At 72.1% G+C, this 17966-nt stretch carries 17 protein-coding genes; 9 read left to right on the top strand and 8 right to left on the bottom strand.

The genetic code is table 11. The features are described from left to right. The first annotated feature begins 339 nt into the window (after positions 1–339). Positions 340–1029: a lysophospholipid acyltransferase family protein gene (locus OG485_RS10575; RefSeq protein WP_328674300.1), complete on the top strand. Its 690-nt coding sequence runs from the start codon at positions 340–342 to the stop codon at positions 1027–1029. A 186-nt stretch (positions 1030–1215) separates the two neighbouring features. On the opposite strand, the gene OG485_RS10580 is transcribed toward OG485_RS10575, so the two are convergent. The 5 genes from OG485_RS10580 to OG485_RS10600 form a co-directional block, all read right to left on the bottom strand. Next, positions 1216–2733 (bottom strand): MFS transporter, encoded by a 1518-nt coding sequence (locus OG485_RS10580; protein WP_328667803.1) that lies wholly within the window; start codon positions 2731–2733, stop codon positions 1216–1218. Further along, positions 2730–3281, bottom strand: a complete 552-nt coding sequence (locus OG485_RS10585; RefSeq protein ID WP_326788850.1) for a TetR/AcrR family transcriptional regulator — start codon at positions 3279–3281, stop codon at positions 2730–2732. Before OG485_RS10585 ends, OG485_RS10580 begins: the two co-directional genes overlap by 4 nt. Before the next feature lie 79 nt (positions 3282–3360). After that, on the bottom strand, positions 3361–4332 hold the full coding sequence (locus tag OG485_RS10590; protein ID WP_328667804.1) for an aldo/keto reductase: 972 nt from the start codon (positions 4330–4332) through the stop codon (positions 3361–3363). Positions 4333–4461: 129 nt separating this feature from the next. After that, positions 4462–5895: an argininosuccinate lyase gene (gene argH, locus OG485_RS10595; protein ID WP_328667805.1), complete on the bottom strand. Its 1434-nt coding sequence runs from the start codon at positions 5893–5895 to the stop codon at positions 4462–4464. Positions 5896–6027: 132 nt separating this feature from the next. Then, a complete protein-coding gene (locus tag OG485_RS10600; protein ID WP_328667806.1) occupies positions 6028–7221 on the bottom strand; it encodes an argininosuccinate synthase in 1194 nt (397 codons plus the stop codon). Positions 7222–7468: 247 nt separating this feature from the next. On the opposite strand from OG485_RS10600, the gene OG485_RS10605 reads away from it, so the two are divergent. The 3 genes from OG485_RS10605 to OG485_RS10615 all read left to right on the top strand — a co-directional run bounded on the left by OG485_RS10605 (position 7469) and on the right by OG485_RS10615 (position 9735). Then, positions 7469–8311 (top strand): hypothetical protein, encoded by an 843-nt coding sequence (locus OG485_RS10605; RefSeq protein ID WP_328667807.1) that lies wholly within the window; start codon positions 7469–7471, stop codon positions 8309–8311. Between the two features lie 134 nt (positions 8312–8445). Further along, a complete protein-coding gene (locus OG485_RS10610; RefSeq protein ID WP_328667808.1) occupies positions 8446–9033 on the top strand; it encodes a pyridoxamine 5'-phosphate oxidase family protein in 588 nt (195 codons plus the stop codon). Positions 9034–9036: 3 nt separating this feature from the next. After that, entirely contained in the window at positions 9037–9735 is a 699-nt protein-coding gene (locus tag OG485_RS10615; protein WP_328667809.1) for a L,D-transpeptidase family protein, read from the top strand. Between the two features lie 50 nt (positions 9736–9785). On the opposite strand, the gene OG485_RS10620 is transcribed toward OG485_RS10615, so the two are convergent. Both OG485_RS10620 and OG485_RS10625 read right to left on the bottom strand, forming a co-directional pair. Beyond that, positions 9786–11225 carry a sensor histidine kinase gene (locus OG485_RS10620; protein ID WP_328674301.1) on the bottom strand — a complete coding sequence of 480 codons (1440 nt, stop codon included), beginning with the start codon at positions 11223–11225 and terminating at the stop codon, positions 9786–9788. An 86-nt stretch (positions 11226–11311) separates the two neighbouring features. After that, positions 11312–12229, bottom strand: a complete 918-nt coding sequence (locus OG485_RS10625) for a response regulator transcription factor (RefSeq protein ID WP_328667810.1) — start codon at positions 12227–12229, stop codon at positions 11312–11314. Between the two features lie 139 nt (positions 12230–12368). Here OG485_RS10625 and OG485_RS10630 point away from each other — a divergent pair, with 139 nt between their 5' ends. The 5 genes from OG485_RS10630 to OG485_RS10650 all read left to right on the top strand — a co-directional run bounded on the left by OG485_RS10630 (position 12369) and on the right by OG485_RS10650 (position 17308). Next, positions 12369–13730, top strand: coding sequence for a ferredoxin reductase family protein (locus tag OG485_RS10630; RefSeq protein WP_328667811.1), 1362 nt, complete (start codon positions 12369–12371; stop codon positions 13728–13730). A 7-nt stretch (positions 13731–13737) separates the two neighbouring features. Beyond that, positions 13738–14238 (top strand): FMN-binding protein, encoded by a 501-nt coding sequence (locus OG485_RS10635; RefSeq protein WP_328667812.1) that lies wholly within the window; start codon positions 13738–13740, stop codon positions 14236–14238. A gap of 125 nt (positions 14239–14363) precedes the next feature. Continuing rightward, entirely contained in the window at positions 14364–15701 is a 1338-nt protein-coding gene (locus tag OG485_RS10640) for a ferredoxin reductase family protein (protein ID WP_328674302.1), read from the top strand. Positions 15702–15720: 19 nt separating this feature from the next. Then, the gene (locus tag OG485_RS10645; protein WP_328667813.1) at positions 15721–16524 is read left to right on the top strand and encodes an FMN-binding protein; all 804 of its coding nucleotides are present in this window, start codon (positions 15721–15723) and stop codon (positions 16522–16524) included. Then, a complete protein-coding gene (locus OG485_RS10650; protein ID WP_328667814.1) occupies positions 16517–17308 on the top strand; it encodes an FAD:protein FMN transferase in 792 nt (263 codons plus the stop codon). The genes OG485_RS10645 and OG485_RS10650 overlap by 8 nt, the downstream gene beginning before the upstream one ends. Before the next feature lie 102 nt (positions 17309–17410). On the opposite strand, the gene OG485_RS10655 is transcribed toward OG485_RS10650, so the two are convergent. Then, positions 17411–17947 carry an arginine repressor gene (locus tag OG485_RS10655; protein WP_328454389.1) on the bottom strand — a complete coding sequence of 179 codons (537 nt, stop codon included), beginning with the start codon at positions 17945–17947 and terminating at the stop codon, positions 17411–17413. Positions 17948–17966: the final 19 nt, after the last annotated feature.

Genomic DNA, 17966 nt, shown 5'->3' on the forward strand with positions numbered 1-17966 from the left:
GTGTCCTGGCGTGACGGGAGGGAGGCCCGCGGCGGAACAGTGGGTGACCTCGGATCCCCCGCAGGATGCGGAACATGACGGTCCGTCGGCATCGGCCGGGCGGTCGCGGGTAGGCGTGAGGCGGAGGGGGGCGTACGGCCCTCCGCCGGGCGCTCACCCGTTCGCCGGTACCCGCGCGCGATGTCCGTCACACCGGACCGGACCCGTGTCCACCGCTCACCGGCACACAACCGCAGGTAAACGTAGGTCAACAGTGCGTATCCGGTCGATGAACCCGATGTGCAATCGACCGGGAACCGCGAGTATCGTCCTCACCTGCACAGACTCCATACCGACCCCCTGACACCGGAGGGCCCGTTGTCCCGCTTCGCGCTCATCAAGGCAGTGCTCGGAACGATCATCCGCCTGATGTTCCGCCTCAGGGTGGAAGGCGTGGAGCACATCCCCGGCAAGGGTCCCGTGATCCTGGCCGGCAACCACCTCACGTTCATCGACTCGATGATCCTTCCGCTGATCTGCGACCGCCAGGTGTTCTTCATCGGCAAGGACGAGTACGTCACGGGCAAGGGCCTCAAGGGCCGGCTCATGGCGTGGTTCTTCACCGGCACCGGCATGATCCCGGTGGACCGGGACGGCGCCAACGGCGGCGTGGCCGCGCTGATGACCGGCCGCCGCGTCCTGGAGGAGGGCAAGATCTTCGGCATCTACCCCGAGGGCACCCGCTCCCCCGACGGCCGCCTGTACCGCGGCCGCACCGGCATCGCCCGGCTCACCATGATGACCGGCGCCCCTGTCGTCCCGTTCGCGATGATCGGCACGGACAAGCTCCAGCCGGGCGGCGCGGGCATGCCGCGACCGGGCAAGGTCACCGTCCGCTTCGGGCCGGCCATGGAGTTCTCCCGCTACGAGGGCATGGACCGCGACCGGTACGTGCTGCGCGCCGTCACCGACTCCGTGATGACCGAGGTCATGCGGCTCTCCGGCCAGGAGTACGTCGACATGTACGCCACCAAGGCGAAGGCCGCCTGACACACCGGCCGCGCGAAGGCTCCCCGCTCTTCGCCCCGCGCCACGACATCGCGCACGGGTGGGCCCGGCCGGAAGCTTCCGGCCGGGCCCACCCTTTGCGTTCAGGTCGCAGCGTGCGCCCGGACCGTTCAGGACGGGACCGTGCTCCGCCGAGCCGCTCCGCGCCCGTGAACCCCGACCGCGGTCCTACGCGTCCAGCCTCTGGCCGCGCAGCAGGAACCAGGCCGCCACCGCGGTGGCCAGCAGGACCACCGCTCCCGCCGCGGAGGCGAGTGCCAGGCCGTCCACGAAGGACTCCCTGGCCGCGGCCAGCAGCGCCTCGGCGGTGTGCCCGGGGAGGCTTCCGGCGGCCTCCACCGCTCCGCCCAGCGAGTCGCGCGCCTCGGCCGGTGTGCCCGCGGGGCCGGTGAAGCCCGCGTAGACGCCGGTCACGACGGAGCCGAGCAGCGCGATGCCCAGGGCCGCGCCGAGTTCGTACGCCGTCTCGGAGACCGCGGACGCGGCGCCCGCCTGCTCCTTGGGCACGGCGGAGAGGATGACGTCGGCGGTGACGGTGAACGAGAAGCCCGCGCCGACGCCGACGACCAGCAGGGCCGCGCCGAGCAGCGGATAGCCGGTGGACCGGTCCAGCACGGTGAGCGCGCCGAGCGCGAGACCCACGGCGGCGAGTCCGCCGGACACGACGGTCCGCACGGAGAAGCGCCGGGCGAACCGTCCCGCGACCAGACCCGCCGCCACTGCGCCCACGGCGGCGGGGACTTCGGCGAGCCCCGCCTCGAACGGCCCGCGCCCCTGCACGAGTTGCAGGTACTGGGAGAGGAAGAACACCAGCCCGGACATGCCGAGCACGGTGAACAGGTCGGCGAGCACCGCGCCGGAGAATCCCCGGTTGCGGAACAGACGGACGTCCAACAGCGGTGCGGGAAGTGTCAGTTGGCGGCGTACGAACCAGATGAGGGCGCCCGCTCCCAGCAGACCGGCGGCGAGCGCCTCGCCGGAGGGCCCGTGCGCGGCGAGCTCCTTCACCCCGTACACCACACCGATCACTCCGACGAGCGAGAGCGTCACGCTGATCAGGTCCCAGGGCCCGGGGTTCGGGCTCTTCGACTCCGGGAGCAGCCTGCGCCCGACGAGGACGAGGACCACCATCACCGGAAGGTTGATGAGGAAGACCGAACCCCACCAGAAGTGTTCGAGCAGAAGGCCGCCGACGACGGGACCGACCGCCGTGCCCGCGGAGGCCGTCGCGCCCCAGACGCCGATGGCGAGGCTGCGTTCGCGCGGGTCGTGGAAGATGTTGCGGATCAGGGCGAGGGTGGCGGGCATCAGGGTCGCGCCCGCGACGCCGAGCAGCGCCCGCGCCAGGATCATCGTCTCGGGTGTCGTGGCATAGGCGTTGAGCACGGATATCAGGCCGAACGCCGTGGCACCGGCCAGCAGCAGCCTCTTGCGGCCGATGCGGTCGCCGAGACTGCCCATGGAGACGAGCAGACCGGCGATGACGAAGGAGTAGACGTCACCGATCCACAGAAGCTGGGTGCCCGAGGGTTCGAGGTCCTCGCTGATGTACGGGGTCGCGAGGCCGAGGACGGTCGCGTCGACGGCCACCAGCAGCACGGCGAGGACGAGGACGCAGAGCGCGAGCCAGCGGCCCGGGCGCTTCGGCGTCTCCGTCACAACGGCCGGCCGCAGGGTGCTGGTCATGGTTCCTCTCTCCTGAGCGCGCCGCCGAGCAGCAGCTCGACGATCATGTGGTGGAAGTCGTTGGCGGCGACCCGGCCCTCGGTCACGGCCCAGGCCGCCGAGGCCATCAGCCCGTAGAGCGCCTCGGTGAGCCAGGCCGGGCTGAGGTCGATGCGGAACTCGCCGCTCTGCTGGCCGCGCCGGAACAGCGCGGCCATCCGGGCGTCGAGCCGGGCCCAGCCCTCGTGCTGCCCGTCGCCCTCGAAGAGCTGGTTCTCCGTGTAGAGGAAGGCGAGCAGTCCTGCCACCTTCTCCAGCTCCCGCACCAGACGGCGCACGGCTTCCTGGGCGGTGCCGTCGTCGAGGCGGGCCGCGTCCAGGGCGGCCTCGCACTCCTCGATGCCGAGCGCCTCCAGCGCGCGTACGAGCGCGTCCCGGCCGGCGAACTGGCGGTGCAGCGTGGCCCGGCTGATCCCGGCGGCCTTGGCGACCTCGTCCATGGTCGCGGTGGATTTCCGGGTGAGCAGGGCGGCTGCGCTGCGCAGCACGTGATCACGGTCGACAGCCATGAGACAACAGTACTGCACATGAGACAGTGGTGTCTCACGCGGGGCGCACACGTCTCACACTCGCATCACCCGGGGGCGCTCAGTGCCAGGGGAGCTGCCCGCGTCGCTCCCAGTACGCCCGCGGTTCCTCCACGAGGGCGGCGAGCCGGGAGAGCTGGCCGTCGTCGAGGTCGACGACCGCGGCGTGCAGGTTGGAGGCGAGCTGGTTGGCGGTGGCCGCCCCCGACAGGACGACGCCCGCCCAGGGCTGCCGCAGGATCATCGCGAGGGCGACCGCGTCGCAGCCGAGGGAGGTCTCCGCGGCGATGGCGCGCAGCGCCTCCGGCGCGTGAGGACCGGCGAGCCGGCCATTGCCCATGCCCTCCTTGACGATCACCGTGAGCCCGGCGTCGTGGGCCTCGGCGAGCGCCGGGGCGGCGGAGGTCTCCAGGACGTTGTACGTGGACTGGACGGTACGGAAGAGGGGCTCGCCGTCGACCCTGACGGCGAGCGCGGCACGGATCGCCTCCGCCTGGGCGGGCCCGCTGGTGGAGAAGCCGATCGACAGGCCCTGGGCGGCCGCTTCGGCGAGGGCCGCGTGCAGTTCCTTGTCGGTGAGGGCCGGGCTGTCCGGGGTCACCGAGTGGATCTGGTAGAGGTCGAGCCGGTCGCCGAGCAGCTCCGCGCTCTCGGCGCGCTGGCGCTCGTACATGGCGAGGCCGTGGTCCTTGACCTCGTGCGCCTCGGCGTCGGTGCGCCAGTCGGCCGTGTAGGCGTAGCCCCACTTGCTGCCGATGACGACGTCGTCGACGTCCGGGCGGCTGTTCAGCCAGCCGGCGAGGAACTCCTCCGAACGGCCGTAGGAGCGGGCCACGTCGAAGTAGCGCACGCCCTGGGCGTAGGCGGCTTCGAGGAGTTCACGGGTGCGCTCGCGCAGGGCGTCGACACTGCGGTCGGCCGGGAGGTCCTCCTCGCGCCCGAGGTTGATGTAGCCGGGGCGGCCCACGGCGGCGAGTCCCAGGCCGAGGTGTGCGGTGGGAGTCGTGGCTGAGGCGAGACGTGCGAAGGGCATCGCGGCTCCGTTCGGTCGGCTCCTTTACGGCTCCCGGCCAACGTAACCCGCGACACCCTCCGTCGTACGCACCCGCCCCGGTCCGCGGACCGTGTCCGCTCCGCGGCGGTGGGGCAGGGTGCCGTCGCGCTACTTCTTCCGCTTGGCCGCCGCCCAGGTCTGCTGCGCGGCGACGTCCGTCTTGATCTCGGCGAGCTGGACGGCGACGGCGCTCGGTGCCGTACCGCCGCGGCCGTCGCGGGAGGCGAGGGCTCCGGGGACGTCGAGGACGGTCCGCACCTCGGGCGTCAGGTGGGCCGAGATCTTCGCGAACTGCTCGTCGGTCAGCTCGTCCAGTTCCTTGCCGTCCGCCTCGGCGACCTTCACGCACTCACCCGCGACCTCGTGCGCGACACGGAAGGGCACGCCCTGCTTGACCAGCCACTCGGCGATGTCGGTGGCGAGCGAGAAGCCGGCCGGGGCCAGCTCCTCCATGCGCTCGCGGTGGACGGTCAGCGTGGCCATCATGCCGGTGAAGGCGGGGAGCAGGACCTCGAGCTGGTCACAGGAGTCGAAGACCGGCTCCTTGTCCTCCTGGAGGTCGCGGTTGTACGCGAGGGGCAGGGCCTTGAGCGTGGCCATCAGCCCGGTCAGGTTGCCGATCAGCCGGCCCGACTTGCCGCGCGCGAGTTCGGCGATGTCCGGGTTCTTCTTCTGCGGCATGATCGACGAGCCGGTGGAGAACGCGTCGTGGAGGGTGACGAAGGAGAACTCCTTCGTGTTCCAGATGATGACCTCCTCGGCGATCCGGGAGAGGTTCACGCCGATCATCGCGGTGATGAAGGCGAACTCCGCCACGAAGTCGCGGGAGGCCGTGCCGTCGATGGAGTTGGCGACGCTGCCGTGCTCGAATCCGAGGTCCTTCGCCACCGCCTCGGGGTCCAGGCCGAGGGAGGAACCGGCCAGGGCGCCGGAGCCGTACGGCGAGACGGCCGTCCGCTCGTCCCACTGCCGCAGCCGTTCCGCGTCCCGGGACAGGGACTGGACGTGGGCCAGGACGTGATGCGCGAACAGCACGGGCTGGGCGTGCTGGAGGTGGGTGCGCCCCGGCATCGCCACGTCCGGGTGGGCCTCCGCCAGACCGATCAGCGCCTCCTGGAGGTCGGCGATGAGACCGCCGATGATCCGGGCGTGGTCGCGCAGGTACATCCGGAAGAGCGTGGCCACCTGGTCGTTGCGGGAGCGGCCGGCGCGGAGCTTGCCGCCGAGGTCGGGGCCGAGGCGTTCAAGGAGGCCGCGCTCGAGAGCCGTGTGCACGTCCTCGTCGGCGATCGTGCCCACGAAGGAGCCGTCGGCGACATCCGACTCCAGCCGGTCGAGGCCCCCGATCATGCGTGTGAGCTCGTCCTCGGTGAGCAGGCCCGCCTTGTGCAGCACGCGCGCGTGGGCACGCGAACCGGCGATGTCGTACGGCGCGAGGCGCCAGTCGAAGTGGACCGAGGCGGACAGCTTGGCCAGGGCCTCGGCGGGACCGTCGGCGAACCGTCCGCCCCAGAGCCGGACGTCACCGCTGTTGCTGCTCACTTGCGTTACTCCTCGAAAGGTGTGGATGTGCCACCGCCTCCCCACGCGTACGTGAGGAGGCGGCAGTCAGGCTAGTGCTCGGGGGGCTTCGAGGCGGCGGACACGACACGGCCGCGCCAAGTCCCGTACGGCTTAACCCAGATCCCGCTTGGCGGCGATCTTCGACGACAGGCTGTAGATGTCGATGAAGCCCTTGGCCGCGGCCTGGTCGAAGGTGTCGCCGGTGTCGTACGTGGCGAGGTCGAAGTCGTAGAGCGAGGTGTCGGAGCGCCGGCCCGTGACGACCGCGCGGCCGCCGTGGAGGGTCATCCGGATGTCGCCGTTGACGTGCTGGCTGGCCTCGTCGATGAAGCCGTCCAGGGCGCGCTTGAGCGGGGAGAACCACTGGCCGTCGTAGACCAGTTCGCCCCAGCGCTGCTCGACCTGCCGCTTGTAGCGGGCGAGTTCACGCTCGACCGTGACGTTCTCCAGCTCCTGGTGCGCGGTGATCAGCGCGATCGCGCCCGGAGCCTCGTACACCTCACGGGACTTGATGCCCACGAGCCGGTCCTCGACCATGTCGATCCGGCCGATGCCCTGGGCGCCGGCGCGCTCGTTGAGCTGCTGGATCGCCTGGAGCACGCTGACGGGCTTGCCGTCGACGGCGACCGGGACGCCCTGCTTGAAGGTGATGATCACCTCGTCGGCCTCGCGGTGCTCGGCCGGGTTCGAGGTGTACTCGTAGATGTCCTCGATCGGGGCGTTCCAGATGTCCTCCAGGAAGCCCGTCTCGACCGCGCGCCCGAAGACGTTCTGGTCGATGGAGTACGGGGACTTCTTGGTGGTGGCGATCGGGAGCTGCTTCTCCTCGCAGAACGCGATCGCCTTGTCCCGGGTCATCGCGTAGTCACGGACCGGCGCGATGCACTTGAGGTCGGGGGCGAGGGCGACGATACCGGCCTCGAACCGCACCTGGTCGTTGCCCTTGCCGGTGCAGCCGTGGGCGACCGTGGTGGCGCCGTGCTTCTGGGCGGCGGCGACGAGGTGCTTGACGATCGTCGGCCGGGAGAGGGCGGAGACCAGCGGGTAGCGGTCCATGTAGAGGGCGTTGGCCTTGATCGCCGGGAGGCAGTACTCATCGGCGAACTCGTCCTTGGCGTCCGCGACCTCGGCCTCGACGGCACCGCAGGCGATTGCCCGCTTGCGGATGACGTCCAGGTCCTCGCCGCCCTGGCCGACGTCGACCGCAACGGCGATGACCTCGGCGCCCGTCTCCTCGGCGATCCAGCCGATGGCGACGGAGGTGTCCAGACCGCCCGAGTAGGCGAGTACGACGCGCTCGGTCACGGGATTCTCCTCACAGTGCATTCGCTGACATGCATGAGTATGCAGCACTCTGCATGATTCGTCAATCGCGACCCGCCCCGGCACGCTCGGCCGAGGAATCCTCACCGAGGGTTGAACACTCGTAATCGTTTCCGCGTATCTCCCGCTGAACGCAGGCGCCGCGTTCACGCACGGCAGGCACACGGACATTGACCGACCGGCCGAACGCCGGGTGGTCGTCCGCCCCCGACCCGAGTGAGGATTCCGCATGTCCAGGGCTCTCCCGAAGTACAACAAGCGGCGCGTCGTGATGATCGGCGGAGCCTCCGCCGTGGTGCTGTCCGCGGCGGTCATCGCCGGCAGCGCCCTGGCGGGCGAGGCGCACAACAATGCTCAGAACGCCACGACGAAGGCCGCCGCGAACACGGTGAACTGCCCGGCGGTCGCCCCGAGCCTGCCCCCGGTCCCGGCCTCCGCGAAGGCCGAGGTCGACCGGAACCTCGCCCTGCTGAACACCCAGATCGCCGAGGCCAACAAGCGCCTGGTCGACACCGTCGGCCAGGGCGGCCCGAACTTCGTCCAGAACGCGATCCTCGGCCCCCTCAAGGACAAGCGGGTCGCCACCGTCAACCGGATCGCGACGGCCATCGGCCGCACCGCCGCCAAGCCGCAGGGTCTGGACGCCCTCGCGCCCTGCACACTCAACGGCGCGGGAGGCGCGGCCGCAGGCGGTGCGGGCACCGGCGCCACCGCGCCGAGCGCGCCGGCCACCGCGCAGGCGGGCGGGGCCGGCTCCGGAACGGGTGCCGCCACCGCCGCCGGCACCATCACCTGCCCGGACGTCGCCTCGCAGCTGCCCGCCGTGCCGGCCACCGCCAAGGCCGAGGTCGACCGCAACCTGGCCCTGCTGGACACCCAGATCGCCGAGGCCAACAAGCGGCTGGTCGACACCGTCGGACAGGGCGGCCCGAACTTCGTCCAGAACGCGATCCTCGGCCCCCTCAAGGACAAGCGGGTCTCCACCATCGACCGCATCGCGATCTCCATCGGCCGCACCGCCGCCAAGCCCACCGGCCTGGACAGCCTCGCCGCCTGCACGCTCAACAAGTGACCTGACCCGCCATGCGGCCGCCCCGCCGGCAAGGGCCGGGGCGGTACGCGGGTTCCGGCGGTGCCCCTGAACGGCGCCGCCGGAACCCGCAACCCCTTAGACAGGCGAAAGGTTTTCCCCGATAGTCGTTGGACATGGGAAAGACCTATGAGCGCATCGACGGCCGCCTCCGCACCTTCATCGAGGCACAGCCCCTCTTCTTCACCGCGACCGCGCCCCTGTCCGGGGACGGCACGGTCAACCTCTCCCCCAAAGGGCTCAGCGGCTCGTTCGCCGTTCTCGACGAACTGACCGTGGCCTACCTGGACTTCGCCGGGAGCACCGCGGAGACGATCGCGCATCTGCGCGAGAACGGCCGGATCACCCTGATGTGGTGCGCCTTCCAGGGACCGCCCAACATCGTCCGGGTGCACGGCCGCGGCGAGCCGGTCTTCCGCGACGACCCGCGCTTCGCGGAACTCCTCACCCACTTCGGCGGTATCGACCCGACCGCGCACGGGCTGCGCGCGATCATCGTCGTGACGGCCGAGCTCGTCCGCGACTCCTGCGGCTACGCGGTGCCCTACATGTCCTACGACGAGGACCGCGACCTGCACGGCAGGCGCTTCGCGCGCGAGGACGACGCGTCGCTGAACGCGTACTTCACCAAGAAGGAGCACATCGCGACGAGCCTGGACGGACTTCCCGGGCTGCCGCTGCCGTTGCCCCCCAGTACGGTCTGAGCCATGCGCCTCGGAGCCGCCGCCCTCGCGTCCGTGTCCCTGCTCGCCCTGGCCCCGGGCGGGCCGCCGCCCGTCGCCGTCCTGCCCTCGCGGCTGGCCGGCACCGGCGGCGGGAGCCAGATCCTCACCGCCGAGGCACCGCGCGCGAACGCGACCTCGGGGACCCTCACCTGGTGGGACCTGCGGGGTGGGCGGTGGGTGCGGGCCGGCTCCGCTCCCGCGCGGTTCGGGGCGCGCGGACTCGTCGAGGGCGGAGCCCGGCGCCAGGGCACGAACACGACACCCACGGGGCTGTACGAGCTGCCGTACGCGTTCGGGACCCGGGCGGCGCCGGACGGGACCTCGATGCCGTACCGCCGGGTGGACCAGGACTCCTGGTGGTGCCAGGACAACGCCTCCCGGTCGTACAACCGGTGGACCGAGCCGCGTCCCGCGGACTGCCGGGCCGGGGAGTCCGAGCATCTGATCGCCTACGAGAAGCAGTACGCGTACGCCCTCGTCATCGGGTTCAACTACGCGCGGCCGGTGCGGGGACGTGGCGCGGGGATCTTCCTGCACGTCGACGGGAGCGGTCCCACGGCCGGTTGCGTGTCCGTGCCGGCGGACGCGATGCGGCGGATCCTCGCGTGGGCCGATCCCGCGCGCAGGCCGCACATCGCCATCGGCACGACGGGCGGGGCGACGGCGGTCACCCGGTACTGACGGCGCCGAGGGAGCGGCGGCGACCCGGTACGGGGTGCGCGGGCCGTGGTTCAGGCGGCGGGGAGACCGACCGTGAACGTGGTCGCTCCCGGGCCGCTCTCCAGGGTGACCGTGCCGTCGTGTGCCTCGACCACGGCCGCGACGATCGACAGGCCGAGCCCGGCTCCGCCGCCGGAGCCGTCGGCGCGGCGGCGGTCCGCGCGGGTGAAGCGCTCGAAGACGCCGGGCCGGACCTCCTCGGGAACCCCGGGGCCGTCGTCGTGGACCTTCAGCACGGCCTCCTTGCCGACGCGCTCCAGGGACACCGTCACCCGGGTGCCCGCGGGCGTGTGGACCCGCGCGTTGGCCAGCAGATTGGCCGACACCTGCTGGAGCCGGTGCGCGTCGCCCGTCACGATCACCGGCTCCTCCGGCAGTTCCAGGACCCAGCGGTGGCCGGGGCCCGCCGCGCGGGCGTCGGCGACCGCGTCGAGGACGAGGTGGGTGAGGTCGACGGGAAGGCGTTCCAGGGGGCGGCCCGCGTCGAGGCGTGCCAGCAGCAGCAGGTCGTCCACCATCTCGCCCATGCGCGCCGACTCGGCGGCGATCCGTTCGAGGGCGCGCGTCACCTTCGGGGGCACCGGGCCGGGGTGCAGCAGCGCCAGCTCGGCGTGGCCGCGGACCGAGGCGACCGGGGTGCGCAGCTCGTGGCTGGCGTCGGCGGCGAAGGTGCGCAGCCGTTCCTCGCTCGCGTGCCGCTTGGTGAGCGCGTCCTCGACATGGCCGAGCATACGGTCGAAGGCGCCGGCGACGCGGCCCACCTCGCTGCGCGGGTCCGACCCGGGCGCCCGTGGAGGCAGCGCCACCTCCCCACTGGCGAGCGGGAGTTCGCTCACCCGGGTGGCGGTCTCGGCGACCCGGTTCAGCGGTCGGAGCGACCAGCGCACCCACAGGGCTCCGGCGACCCCGGTGACCACGAGGGCCACGCCGAAGACCAGGGCGGCGACGAGTTCCAGACGGTGGACGGCCGCGTCGACCGGCTCCGTGGGCAGCCCGGTGACCAGCACGTCACCGTCCTTGCCGGGTGTCGCGAGGACGCGGTAGCCGCCCAGGGCCGAAAGACGGACGGTGTGGGCCCGGCCGTCCGCCGGAACCGCGGCCAGGACCGCCTCGTCGTGAGCGGTCGGATCCACGTTCCGCACGGCCGTGCCGGAGCCCGGCGGCACAACGGCGGCGTTGGTGACGTCGTCGCCGACCAGGCGTGCTCCGAACGTGCCGGTGGCCTGACGCCGGGTGTCGCCGTGTTCGTCTCCGTCGTGGTCGGACGGCTTGCCGGACGGCATCGCCGAACCGTGCTCCAGGCTCGCCGGGAACCGCGGCCCGGCATCCTGGAGCTGCTGGTCGAGGCGGCCGGTCAGGAAGCCGTCCAGTTCGTAGACCGCGGCCACGCCGACGGCCGCGCAGCTCACGGCCAGGAGCACCACGAGGCCGGCGGTGAGGCGGGCGCGCATCGTGCGGGGCCGCGGCAGCGCGCGCAGGGCCGCCGCCGGCCGGGCCCACCAGCGGCCGGCCCCGGCCCGGTCCCGCGTGTCCGGGTTCACCGGCCCACCACGGGTTTGATGACGTACCCGGCGCCCCGGACCGTGTGGATCATCGGGTCCCGGCCCGCGTCGACCTTCTTGCGCAGGTAGGAGATGTACAGCTCGACGACATGGGCCTGGCCCCCGAAGTCGTACGACCAGACGCGGTCGAGGATCTGTGCCTTGCTGAGCACGCGGCGCGGGTTGCGCATCAGGAAGCGCAGCAGCTCGAACTCGGTCGGCGACAGCTCGACCAGGTCGCCGCCCCGGGTCACCTCCCGGGCCTCCTCGTCCATCGCCAGGTCCCCGACGACGAGCCGCGGTCCCTCGTCGGCGCGGCGGGCCATGCCGGCACGGCGCAGCAGTCCGCGCAGCCGGGCGACGACCTCTTCCAGGCTGAACGGCTTGGTGACGTAGTCGTCGCCGCCCGCCGTGATGCCGGCGATGCGGTCCTCCACCGCGTCCCGTGCGGTGAGGAAGAGGACGCAGACGTCCGGCAGCACGGTGTGCAGGTCGCGCAGCACGGCGAAGCCGTCGGTGTCCGGGAGCATCACGTCGAGGACGACGGCGTCGGGCAGCAGCTCGCGCGCCCTCGCGGCGGCCGAGGCGCCGTCGCAGGCGGTGCGGACCTCCCAGCCCTCGTAGCGCAGCGCGCCGGACAGGACCTCGGCCAGGTCCGGATCGTCGTCGACGACGAGGACACGCACGGAGGTGCCGTCGGGCCGGGTGAGCGAGGGCGGCCTGCCGGTCCCACGGGACCGGACGGCACCGGCGCCGGGGTCACCGACGGCACCGGACACCGGGGAACCGACGGCACGGGACACCGGGTCGCGGAGAGCGCCGGAGTCCGGGTCCCGGGGAGTGCCAGGGGCCGGTGCCGGGTCCCGGGAGAGGCCGGGGGCTGGGGCGGGAGTGTTCATGTCGCCTTCCAGCATCGCTCCTCCCGGCGGCCGCTCCCCGCCCCGCGACCTCTGAGTTCCCTGTGAGTCGGCGCGGAAGGGGCCGGTTCAGAGCCTCCTCAGAGGTTCACCACGCACAGTTCTCTTCCGGACGGCACGAAAGAAGGGCGGACAGATGACCACGGTGTACCAGCGGGCGGCTCCCCCGCGCACGACGCGGGGAGGCCGGCGGCCCCGGCCCTCGCCCGCCGGGCCGCTGCTCGCCCTGCTGTGGGCGGGAGCGGCCGGGGTTCTCGCCCTGTGGTGGACCGACACACGGTCGGTGGTGGGCCTGGCCGGCTGGCTGACGGACGCCGGACGGATCGCCGGGCTGCTGTGCGGCTACGGCTGCGCCGTTCTGGTGGCGCTCATGGCGCGGGTCCCGCTCCTGGAGCGGCGCGTCGGCTCCGACCGCGTGGCCCGCTGGCACGCCATGGCCGGCCGGTACACGATCTGCCTGCTGGTCGCACACGTGACACTGATCCTCTTCGGCTACGCGGCCCAGGACGGGACCGGCGTCGTCCACGAGACGCTCAGCGTGGTGTTCGACTATCCGGACATGCTCAAGGCGACGACCGGCACGCTCATCCTGTTCGCCGTCGGGATCACCTCGGCACGCCTGGCCCGCCGCCGGATCAGTCACGAGTTCTGGTACTACGTGCACCTGCTGACGTACGCGGCGGTCTTCCTGGCCTTCTTCCACCAGCTCGCGCTCGGCTCCGACTTCGTCGGCGACGCGGCGGCGCGGGCCGCCTGGTACGCCCTCTACCTCGGTACGGCCGGGCTCGTCGTGTGGTTCCGGCTGCTCGCCCCCGTACGGCTCAACCGGCGCCACCGGCTGCGCGTGGAGTCCGTGCACCGGGAGTCCCCCGGGGTCTTCTCCATCGTGATCCGCGGGGAGCGCCTGGACGAACTGGACGCGCGGGCCGGTCAGTTCTTCCGCTGGCGCTTCCTCGCCGACGGGATGCGGTGGACCTCGACGCCGTACTCCCTGTCGGCACCGGCCCGTCCCGACCGGATGCGGATCACGGTGAAGGCACTCGGCGACCACAGCGCGGCCGTGGGAATGCTGCGCCCCGGCACCCGGGTGTGGGCGGAGGGACCCTACGGCTCGCTGACGGCGGACCGGAGCACGGCGCCGAAGGCGCTGCTGATAGCGGGCGGCGTCGGCATCACCCCGCTGCGCGCCCTCTTCGAGACCCTGCCCGGCCGGGTCACGCTGCTCTACCGGGCGCGCACGGCCGAGGACTTGGCGCTGGGCGGCGAGCTGGAGGACATCGCGCGGTGGCGCGGGGCCCGCGTCCTGTACGCGCTCAACGCCGCCGACGGCACCCGCCCGCGGCTCACCGCCGAGTCGCTGCGCCAGACCGTGCCCGACATCGCCGAGCACGACGTCTATCTCTGCGGACCTCCCGCGATGGCGCGGGACCTGTACGGGGAGCTGCGCGCGGCGGGGGTCCCCGACCGCCGTATCCACCACGAGTCGTTCGAGCTGTGAGGCCGCCGTGCACGCCCTGAAGAAGAACCGTCCGCTGCGCCGGGTGACGCTGGCGGCCGCCGCCACGGTCACCGGTTTCGTCCTGCTGCTGTCGCTGAAGCCGCACACAGCTCCGGCAGCGGCCGACGCCGCGTCGTCCGCGGGCCGTTCCCCGTCCTCGTCCTCGTCCCCGTCCTCGGGAAGCCCCTCCGGGGACTCCTCGGGAGCGTCCGGGGGCTCTAAGAGCACGGGGACGGGGACCGTCACCGGCGACTCGGTGCAGACCCGTTGGGGGCCCGTCCAGGTGCGGATCACGCTGAAGGACGGCAAGATCACCGAGTCCACGGCGGTCGTCTATCCTTCGGACAATCCCAGGGACCAGGAGATCAACAGTTACGCGCTTCCCGAGCTCAGGCGCGAGACGCTGGCCGCACAGAGCGCCCAGATCGACTCGGTGTCCGGAGCCACGTACACCAGTGACGGATACAGGCAGTCGCTGCAGTCCGCACTGGACTCGGCGGGCTTCTGAACGCACGGGCGTCGCGGACCGTATCTCTGGGCCAGGGGGCCACTCCCCTCACCCCGTCTCTCCAGGACGAACACGGAGGAACCGTGTCCACGATCGCCGGTGGTCGCGCCGCGCGGCGCCAGACCATGCGCCGAATCCGCCCTCGCCGCTCGCCCGCCGTCCCGCTGTTGATCGCCGTCTGGGCCGGCGCCGCCGCGGTCCTGTGGCTGTGGTGGAACAACACCCCGTCCATCGCGGACAACAACAGCAGGATCCTCAACGCCGGCCGCATCACCGGGCTGCTCGCCGGATATCTGATGGCCCTCGTGGTGCTGCAGATGGCCCGCGTCCCCGCCCTCGAACGCCGGGTGGGATCCGACCGGGTGGCGCGCTGGCACGCCATGACCGGCCGCTACACCATCTGCCTGGTCCTCGCCCACCTCTTCCTGACGATGTGGGGCTACGCCCTGCAGTCCGGCAAGGGGCTCGGCCAGATCGTGCAGCAGACCGTCGACTCGGTCAACCAGCTTCCCGACATGGGCAAGGCCGCGATCGGCACGGGCCTGCTCGTGCTCATCGGGTTCATATCCGTCGGCTGGCTCCGCCGGCTGATCCCGTACGACACCTGGTACCACGTCCACCTGCTGACGTACGCCGCGGTGTTCCTGACGTTCTGGCACCAGCTCTCCACCGGCAACGACTTCGCGGTCGAACCGGTCGCCAAGACCGTCTGGTACGGGCTCTACGGATCGGTGACCGCGCTGGTCGTCTGGTACCGAATCCTTTCTCCGATCCGGCTGAACCTGAAGCACCGGATGCGGGTCCAGGCCGTCATCGAGGAGACGCCCGGCATCGTGTCGGTGCTGATCAGCGGACGCAAGCTGCACCGGATGGGCGCCGAGGCGGGGCAGTTCTTCCGCTGGCGCTTCCTGGCACCCGGGATGCGGTTCAGCTCCCACCCGTACTCGCTCTCGGCGTCGCCCCGCCCCAACATGCTGCGCATCACCGTGAAGGCGATCGGCGACCACAGCGCCGCCCTGCGGGATCTGAAGCCGGGCACCCGGGTCTGGGCCGAGGGCCCCTACGGCGCCCTGACCGCCGCAAAGCGCAGCCGCGGAAAGGTGCTCCTGGTGGCGGGCGGCGTCGGCATCACCCCGATGCGGACGCTGTTCGAGACCCTTCCCGGCGCGTCGGGCGACCTCACACTGCTCTACCGGGCCAACACCACCCAGGACCTGGCCCTGTGGGACGAACTGGCCGCCATCTCCAAGGAGCGCGGGGCGCGTCTGATGTACGCGGTGAACAGCCCCGAGGGCGAACGTCCGGACATCTCGGCGGACTCCCTGCGCCGCAAGCTGCCCGACATAGACGACCACGACGTCTTCATGTGCGGGCCGCCCGGCTTCGCCCAGGAGGTGTACGCGGCACTGCGCGGCGCGGGTGTCCCCGCCCGCCGCATCCATCACGAGTCGTTCGAGATGTGAGCGACGGGAGTCAGGAACGATGAAGACAAATCACCCCATCCGGCGGTTCGTGCTGGCGAGCGCCGCCACCGTGTCCGGGATCGTGCTGCTGCTGGCGCTCAAGCCGGCGACCGACTCGGCCGCCGCGTCGGCGCAGGCGGGCGCGGCGCCCCAGCAGAGCGCCGCCGGGCAGGGAACGCCGCAGGGCGGCACCGCTCAGCAGTCGGGTACCGCCACCGTCCTCGGTGACGTGGTGCAGACGCAGTACGGGCCGGTCCAGGTGCAGCTCACCATGAGCGGCGGCAAGATCACCAAGGCGGACGCGGTCCAGGCGCCCTCCGGCGGGACCAGCTCCCAGAAGACCGAACTCTCGGTACCCAAGCTCAACCAGGAGACCCTCGCCGCGCAGAGCGCCGACATCGACGCCGTCTCCGGGGCGACCTACACCAGCGGCGGCTACCAGAAGTCCCTCCAGTCGGCCCTGGACAAGGCGAAGGCCGCCGGCGGCGCATCGGGGTCCTCCGGGTCCTCGGGCAAGGCCGGAGCGTCCCCGGCGGCACCGGCCGCGCAGGCGCGCGTCGTCACCGGGACCGTGTCCGACACCCAGTACGGCCCCGTCCAGGTCCGGCTCACCCTCGACGGCAAGAAGATCACCAAGGCCGAGGCGGTCCAGGCACCCTCCGGCGGGACCAGCTCCCAGAAGACCGAACTCGCCGTGCCCAAGCTCAACCAGGAGGCCGTCGCCGCGGGCAGCGCCCAGATCGACACCGTCTCCGGCGCGACCTACACGAGCGAGGGCTACAAGAAGTCCCTGCAGTCGGCGCTGGACAAGGCCGGTGTCTGAGCCCGCGCAGGACGCACCGCAGGAGCTGCGCCACGCCGAGGAGGTGATGGGCACGGTCTTCTCCTTCGACGTGCGCGGCGGCGAACCCGATGCCGTACGGACGGCGCTGGAGCAGGCGATCACCCAACTGCACCGCGTGGACGCGGTGTTCAGCACCTATCGCGAGGACAGCCAGATCTCGCGGCTGGTGCGCGGAGAGCTCACCGTCGAGGAGTGCGACCCGGAGGTCGCCGAGGTGCTCGACCTGGGCGCCGAGGCGGAACGGGCCAGCGACGGCTGGTTCAGCACGCGCTACGAGGGACAGCTCGACCCCACGGGGATCGTCAAGGGCTGGGCGGCGGAGCGCGCGGCCCTGAGTCTCGCCGCGGCCGGGGCGAGCGGGGTGAGCGTCAACGGCGGCGGCGACGTCCAGCTCTGCGGCGTCCCCGGGCCGCACCGCCCCTGGCGGGTGGGCGTGTCCGACCCGCTCCGCCCGGGCTCGCTCGCCGCGGTGGTCTCCGCGGCCGGCGTCGACCGACTGGCCGTCGCGACCTCGGGCACCGCCGAACGCGGTGCCCATATCGTCGACCCGCGCACCGGGAAGTCGGCGGTCACCGACCTGCTGGCCGTGACCGTGGTGGGCCCCCGTCTGACCTGGGCGGACGCCTGGGCGACCGCGGCCTTCGCGATGGGTTCGCGGGCGGGCCTCGACTGGCTGGAGTCGCTCCCGGACGTGGAGGCGCTGCTCATCACGGCCGGCAACGAGGTCCGGTGCACCGGAGGCCTCGCCCAGCGCCTGGGATGACCGGCACCCGTGCACCGGCGCGGTCCCCCGGCGCACCCGCGACGAGGCGTACGACGGTGGAGGCGCACCCCGCTCCGGGGTGCGCCTCCACCGTCGTACGGGTCAGTGGTCGTTCTGGGCCAGCCGCAGCAGATGGTCGGCCAGCGCCTGGCCGCCCGTCGGATCGCGGCTGATCAGCATCAGGGTGTCGTCCCCCGCGATCGTGCCCAGGACGTCGTGCAGCTCCGCCTGGTCGATCGCCGAGGCGAGGAACTGCGCGGCGCCCGGCGGGGTGCGCAGGACCACGAGATTCGCCGAGGCCTCCGCGGAGATCAGCAGCTCCGAGGAGAGCCGGCGCATCCGCTCCTCCTTCGCCGACTCCCCCAGCGGTGCGCGCGGAGTGCGGAAACCGCCCTCGCTCGGCACCGCGTAGATGAGGTCGCCGTCGTTGTTGCGGATCTTCACCGCGTTCAGCTCGTCGAGGTCCCGGGAGAGCGTCGCCTGGGTGACGTTCAGCCCGTCGTCGGCCAGAAGCTTCGCCAACTGGCTCTGCGAGCGCACCGGTTGCCGGTTGAGGATGTCCACGATCCGGCGGTGGCGTGCGGTGCGGGTCTGCGGCACGGCAGGCCCTGCGTGCTCGTGGTCCTGCGCCTGACTCATCGTCGTCGTCCCATTCCCG

Source organism: Streptomyces sp. NBC_00328, from assembly GCF_036139655.1.
Classification (GTDB): domain Bacteria; phylum Actinomycetota; class Actinomycetes; order Streptomycetales; family Streptomycetaceae; genus Streptomyces.

Bases quoted from the DNA above. Each gene is read 5' to 3' on its own strand.
- OG485_RS10645 (WP_328667813.1), top strand. From the start codon at position 15,721: ATGAAGACAAATCACCCCATCCGGCGGTTCGTGCTGGCGAGCGCCGCC.
- OG485_RS10620 (WP_328674301.1), bottom strand. From the start codon at position 11,225: ATGCGCGCCCGCCTCACCGCCGGCCTCGTGGTGCTCCTGGCCGTGAGC.
- OG485_RS10615 (WP_328667809.1), top strand. From the start codon at position 9,037: ATGCGCCTCGGAGCCGCCGCCCTCGCGTCCGTGTCCCTGCTCGCCCTG.
- OG485_RS10580 (WP_328667803.1), bottom strand. From the start codon at position 2,733: ATGACCAGCACCCTGCGGCCGGCCGTTGTGACGGAGACGCCGAAGCGC.
- OG485_RS10610 (WP_328667808.1), top strand. From the start codon at position 8,446: ATGGGAAAGACCTATGAGCGCATCGACGGCCGCCTCCGCACCTTCATC.
- OG485_RS10590 (WP_328667804.1), bottom strand. From the start codon at position 4,332: ATGCCCTTCGCACGTCTCGCCTCAGCCACGACTCCCACCGCACACCTC.
- OG485_RS10605 (WP_328667807.1), top strand. From the start codon at position 7,469: ATGTCCAGGGCTCTCCCGAAGTACAACAAGCGGCGCGTCGTGATGATC.
- OG485_RS10655 (WP_328454389.1), bottom strand. From the start codon at position 17,947: ATGAGTCAGGCGCAGGACCACGAGCACGCAGGGCCTGCCGTGCCGCAG.
- OG485_RS10585 (WP_326788850.1), bottom strand. From the start codon at position 3,281: ATGGCTGTCGACCGTGATCACGTGCTGCGCAGCGCAGCCGCCCTGCTC.
- OG485_RS10625 (WP_328667810.1), bottom strand. From the start codon at position 12,229: ATGCTGGAAGGCGACATGAACACTCCCGCCCCAGCCCCCGGCCTCTCC.
- OG485_RS10640 (WP_328674302.1), top strand. From the start codon at position 14,364: ATGCGCCGAATCCGCCCTCGCCGCTCGCCCGCCGTCCCGCTGTTGATC.
- OG485_RS10630 (WP_328667811.1), top strand. From the start codon at position 12,369: ATGACCACGGTGTACCAGCGGGCGGCTCCCCCGCGCACGACGCGGGGA.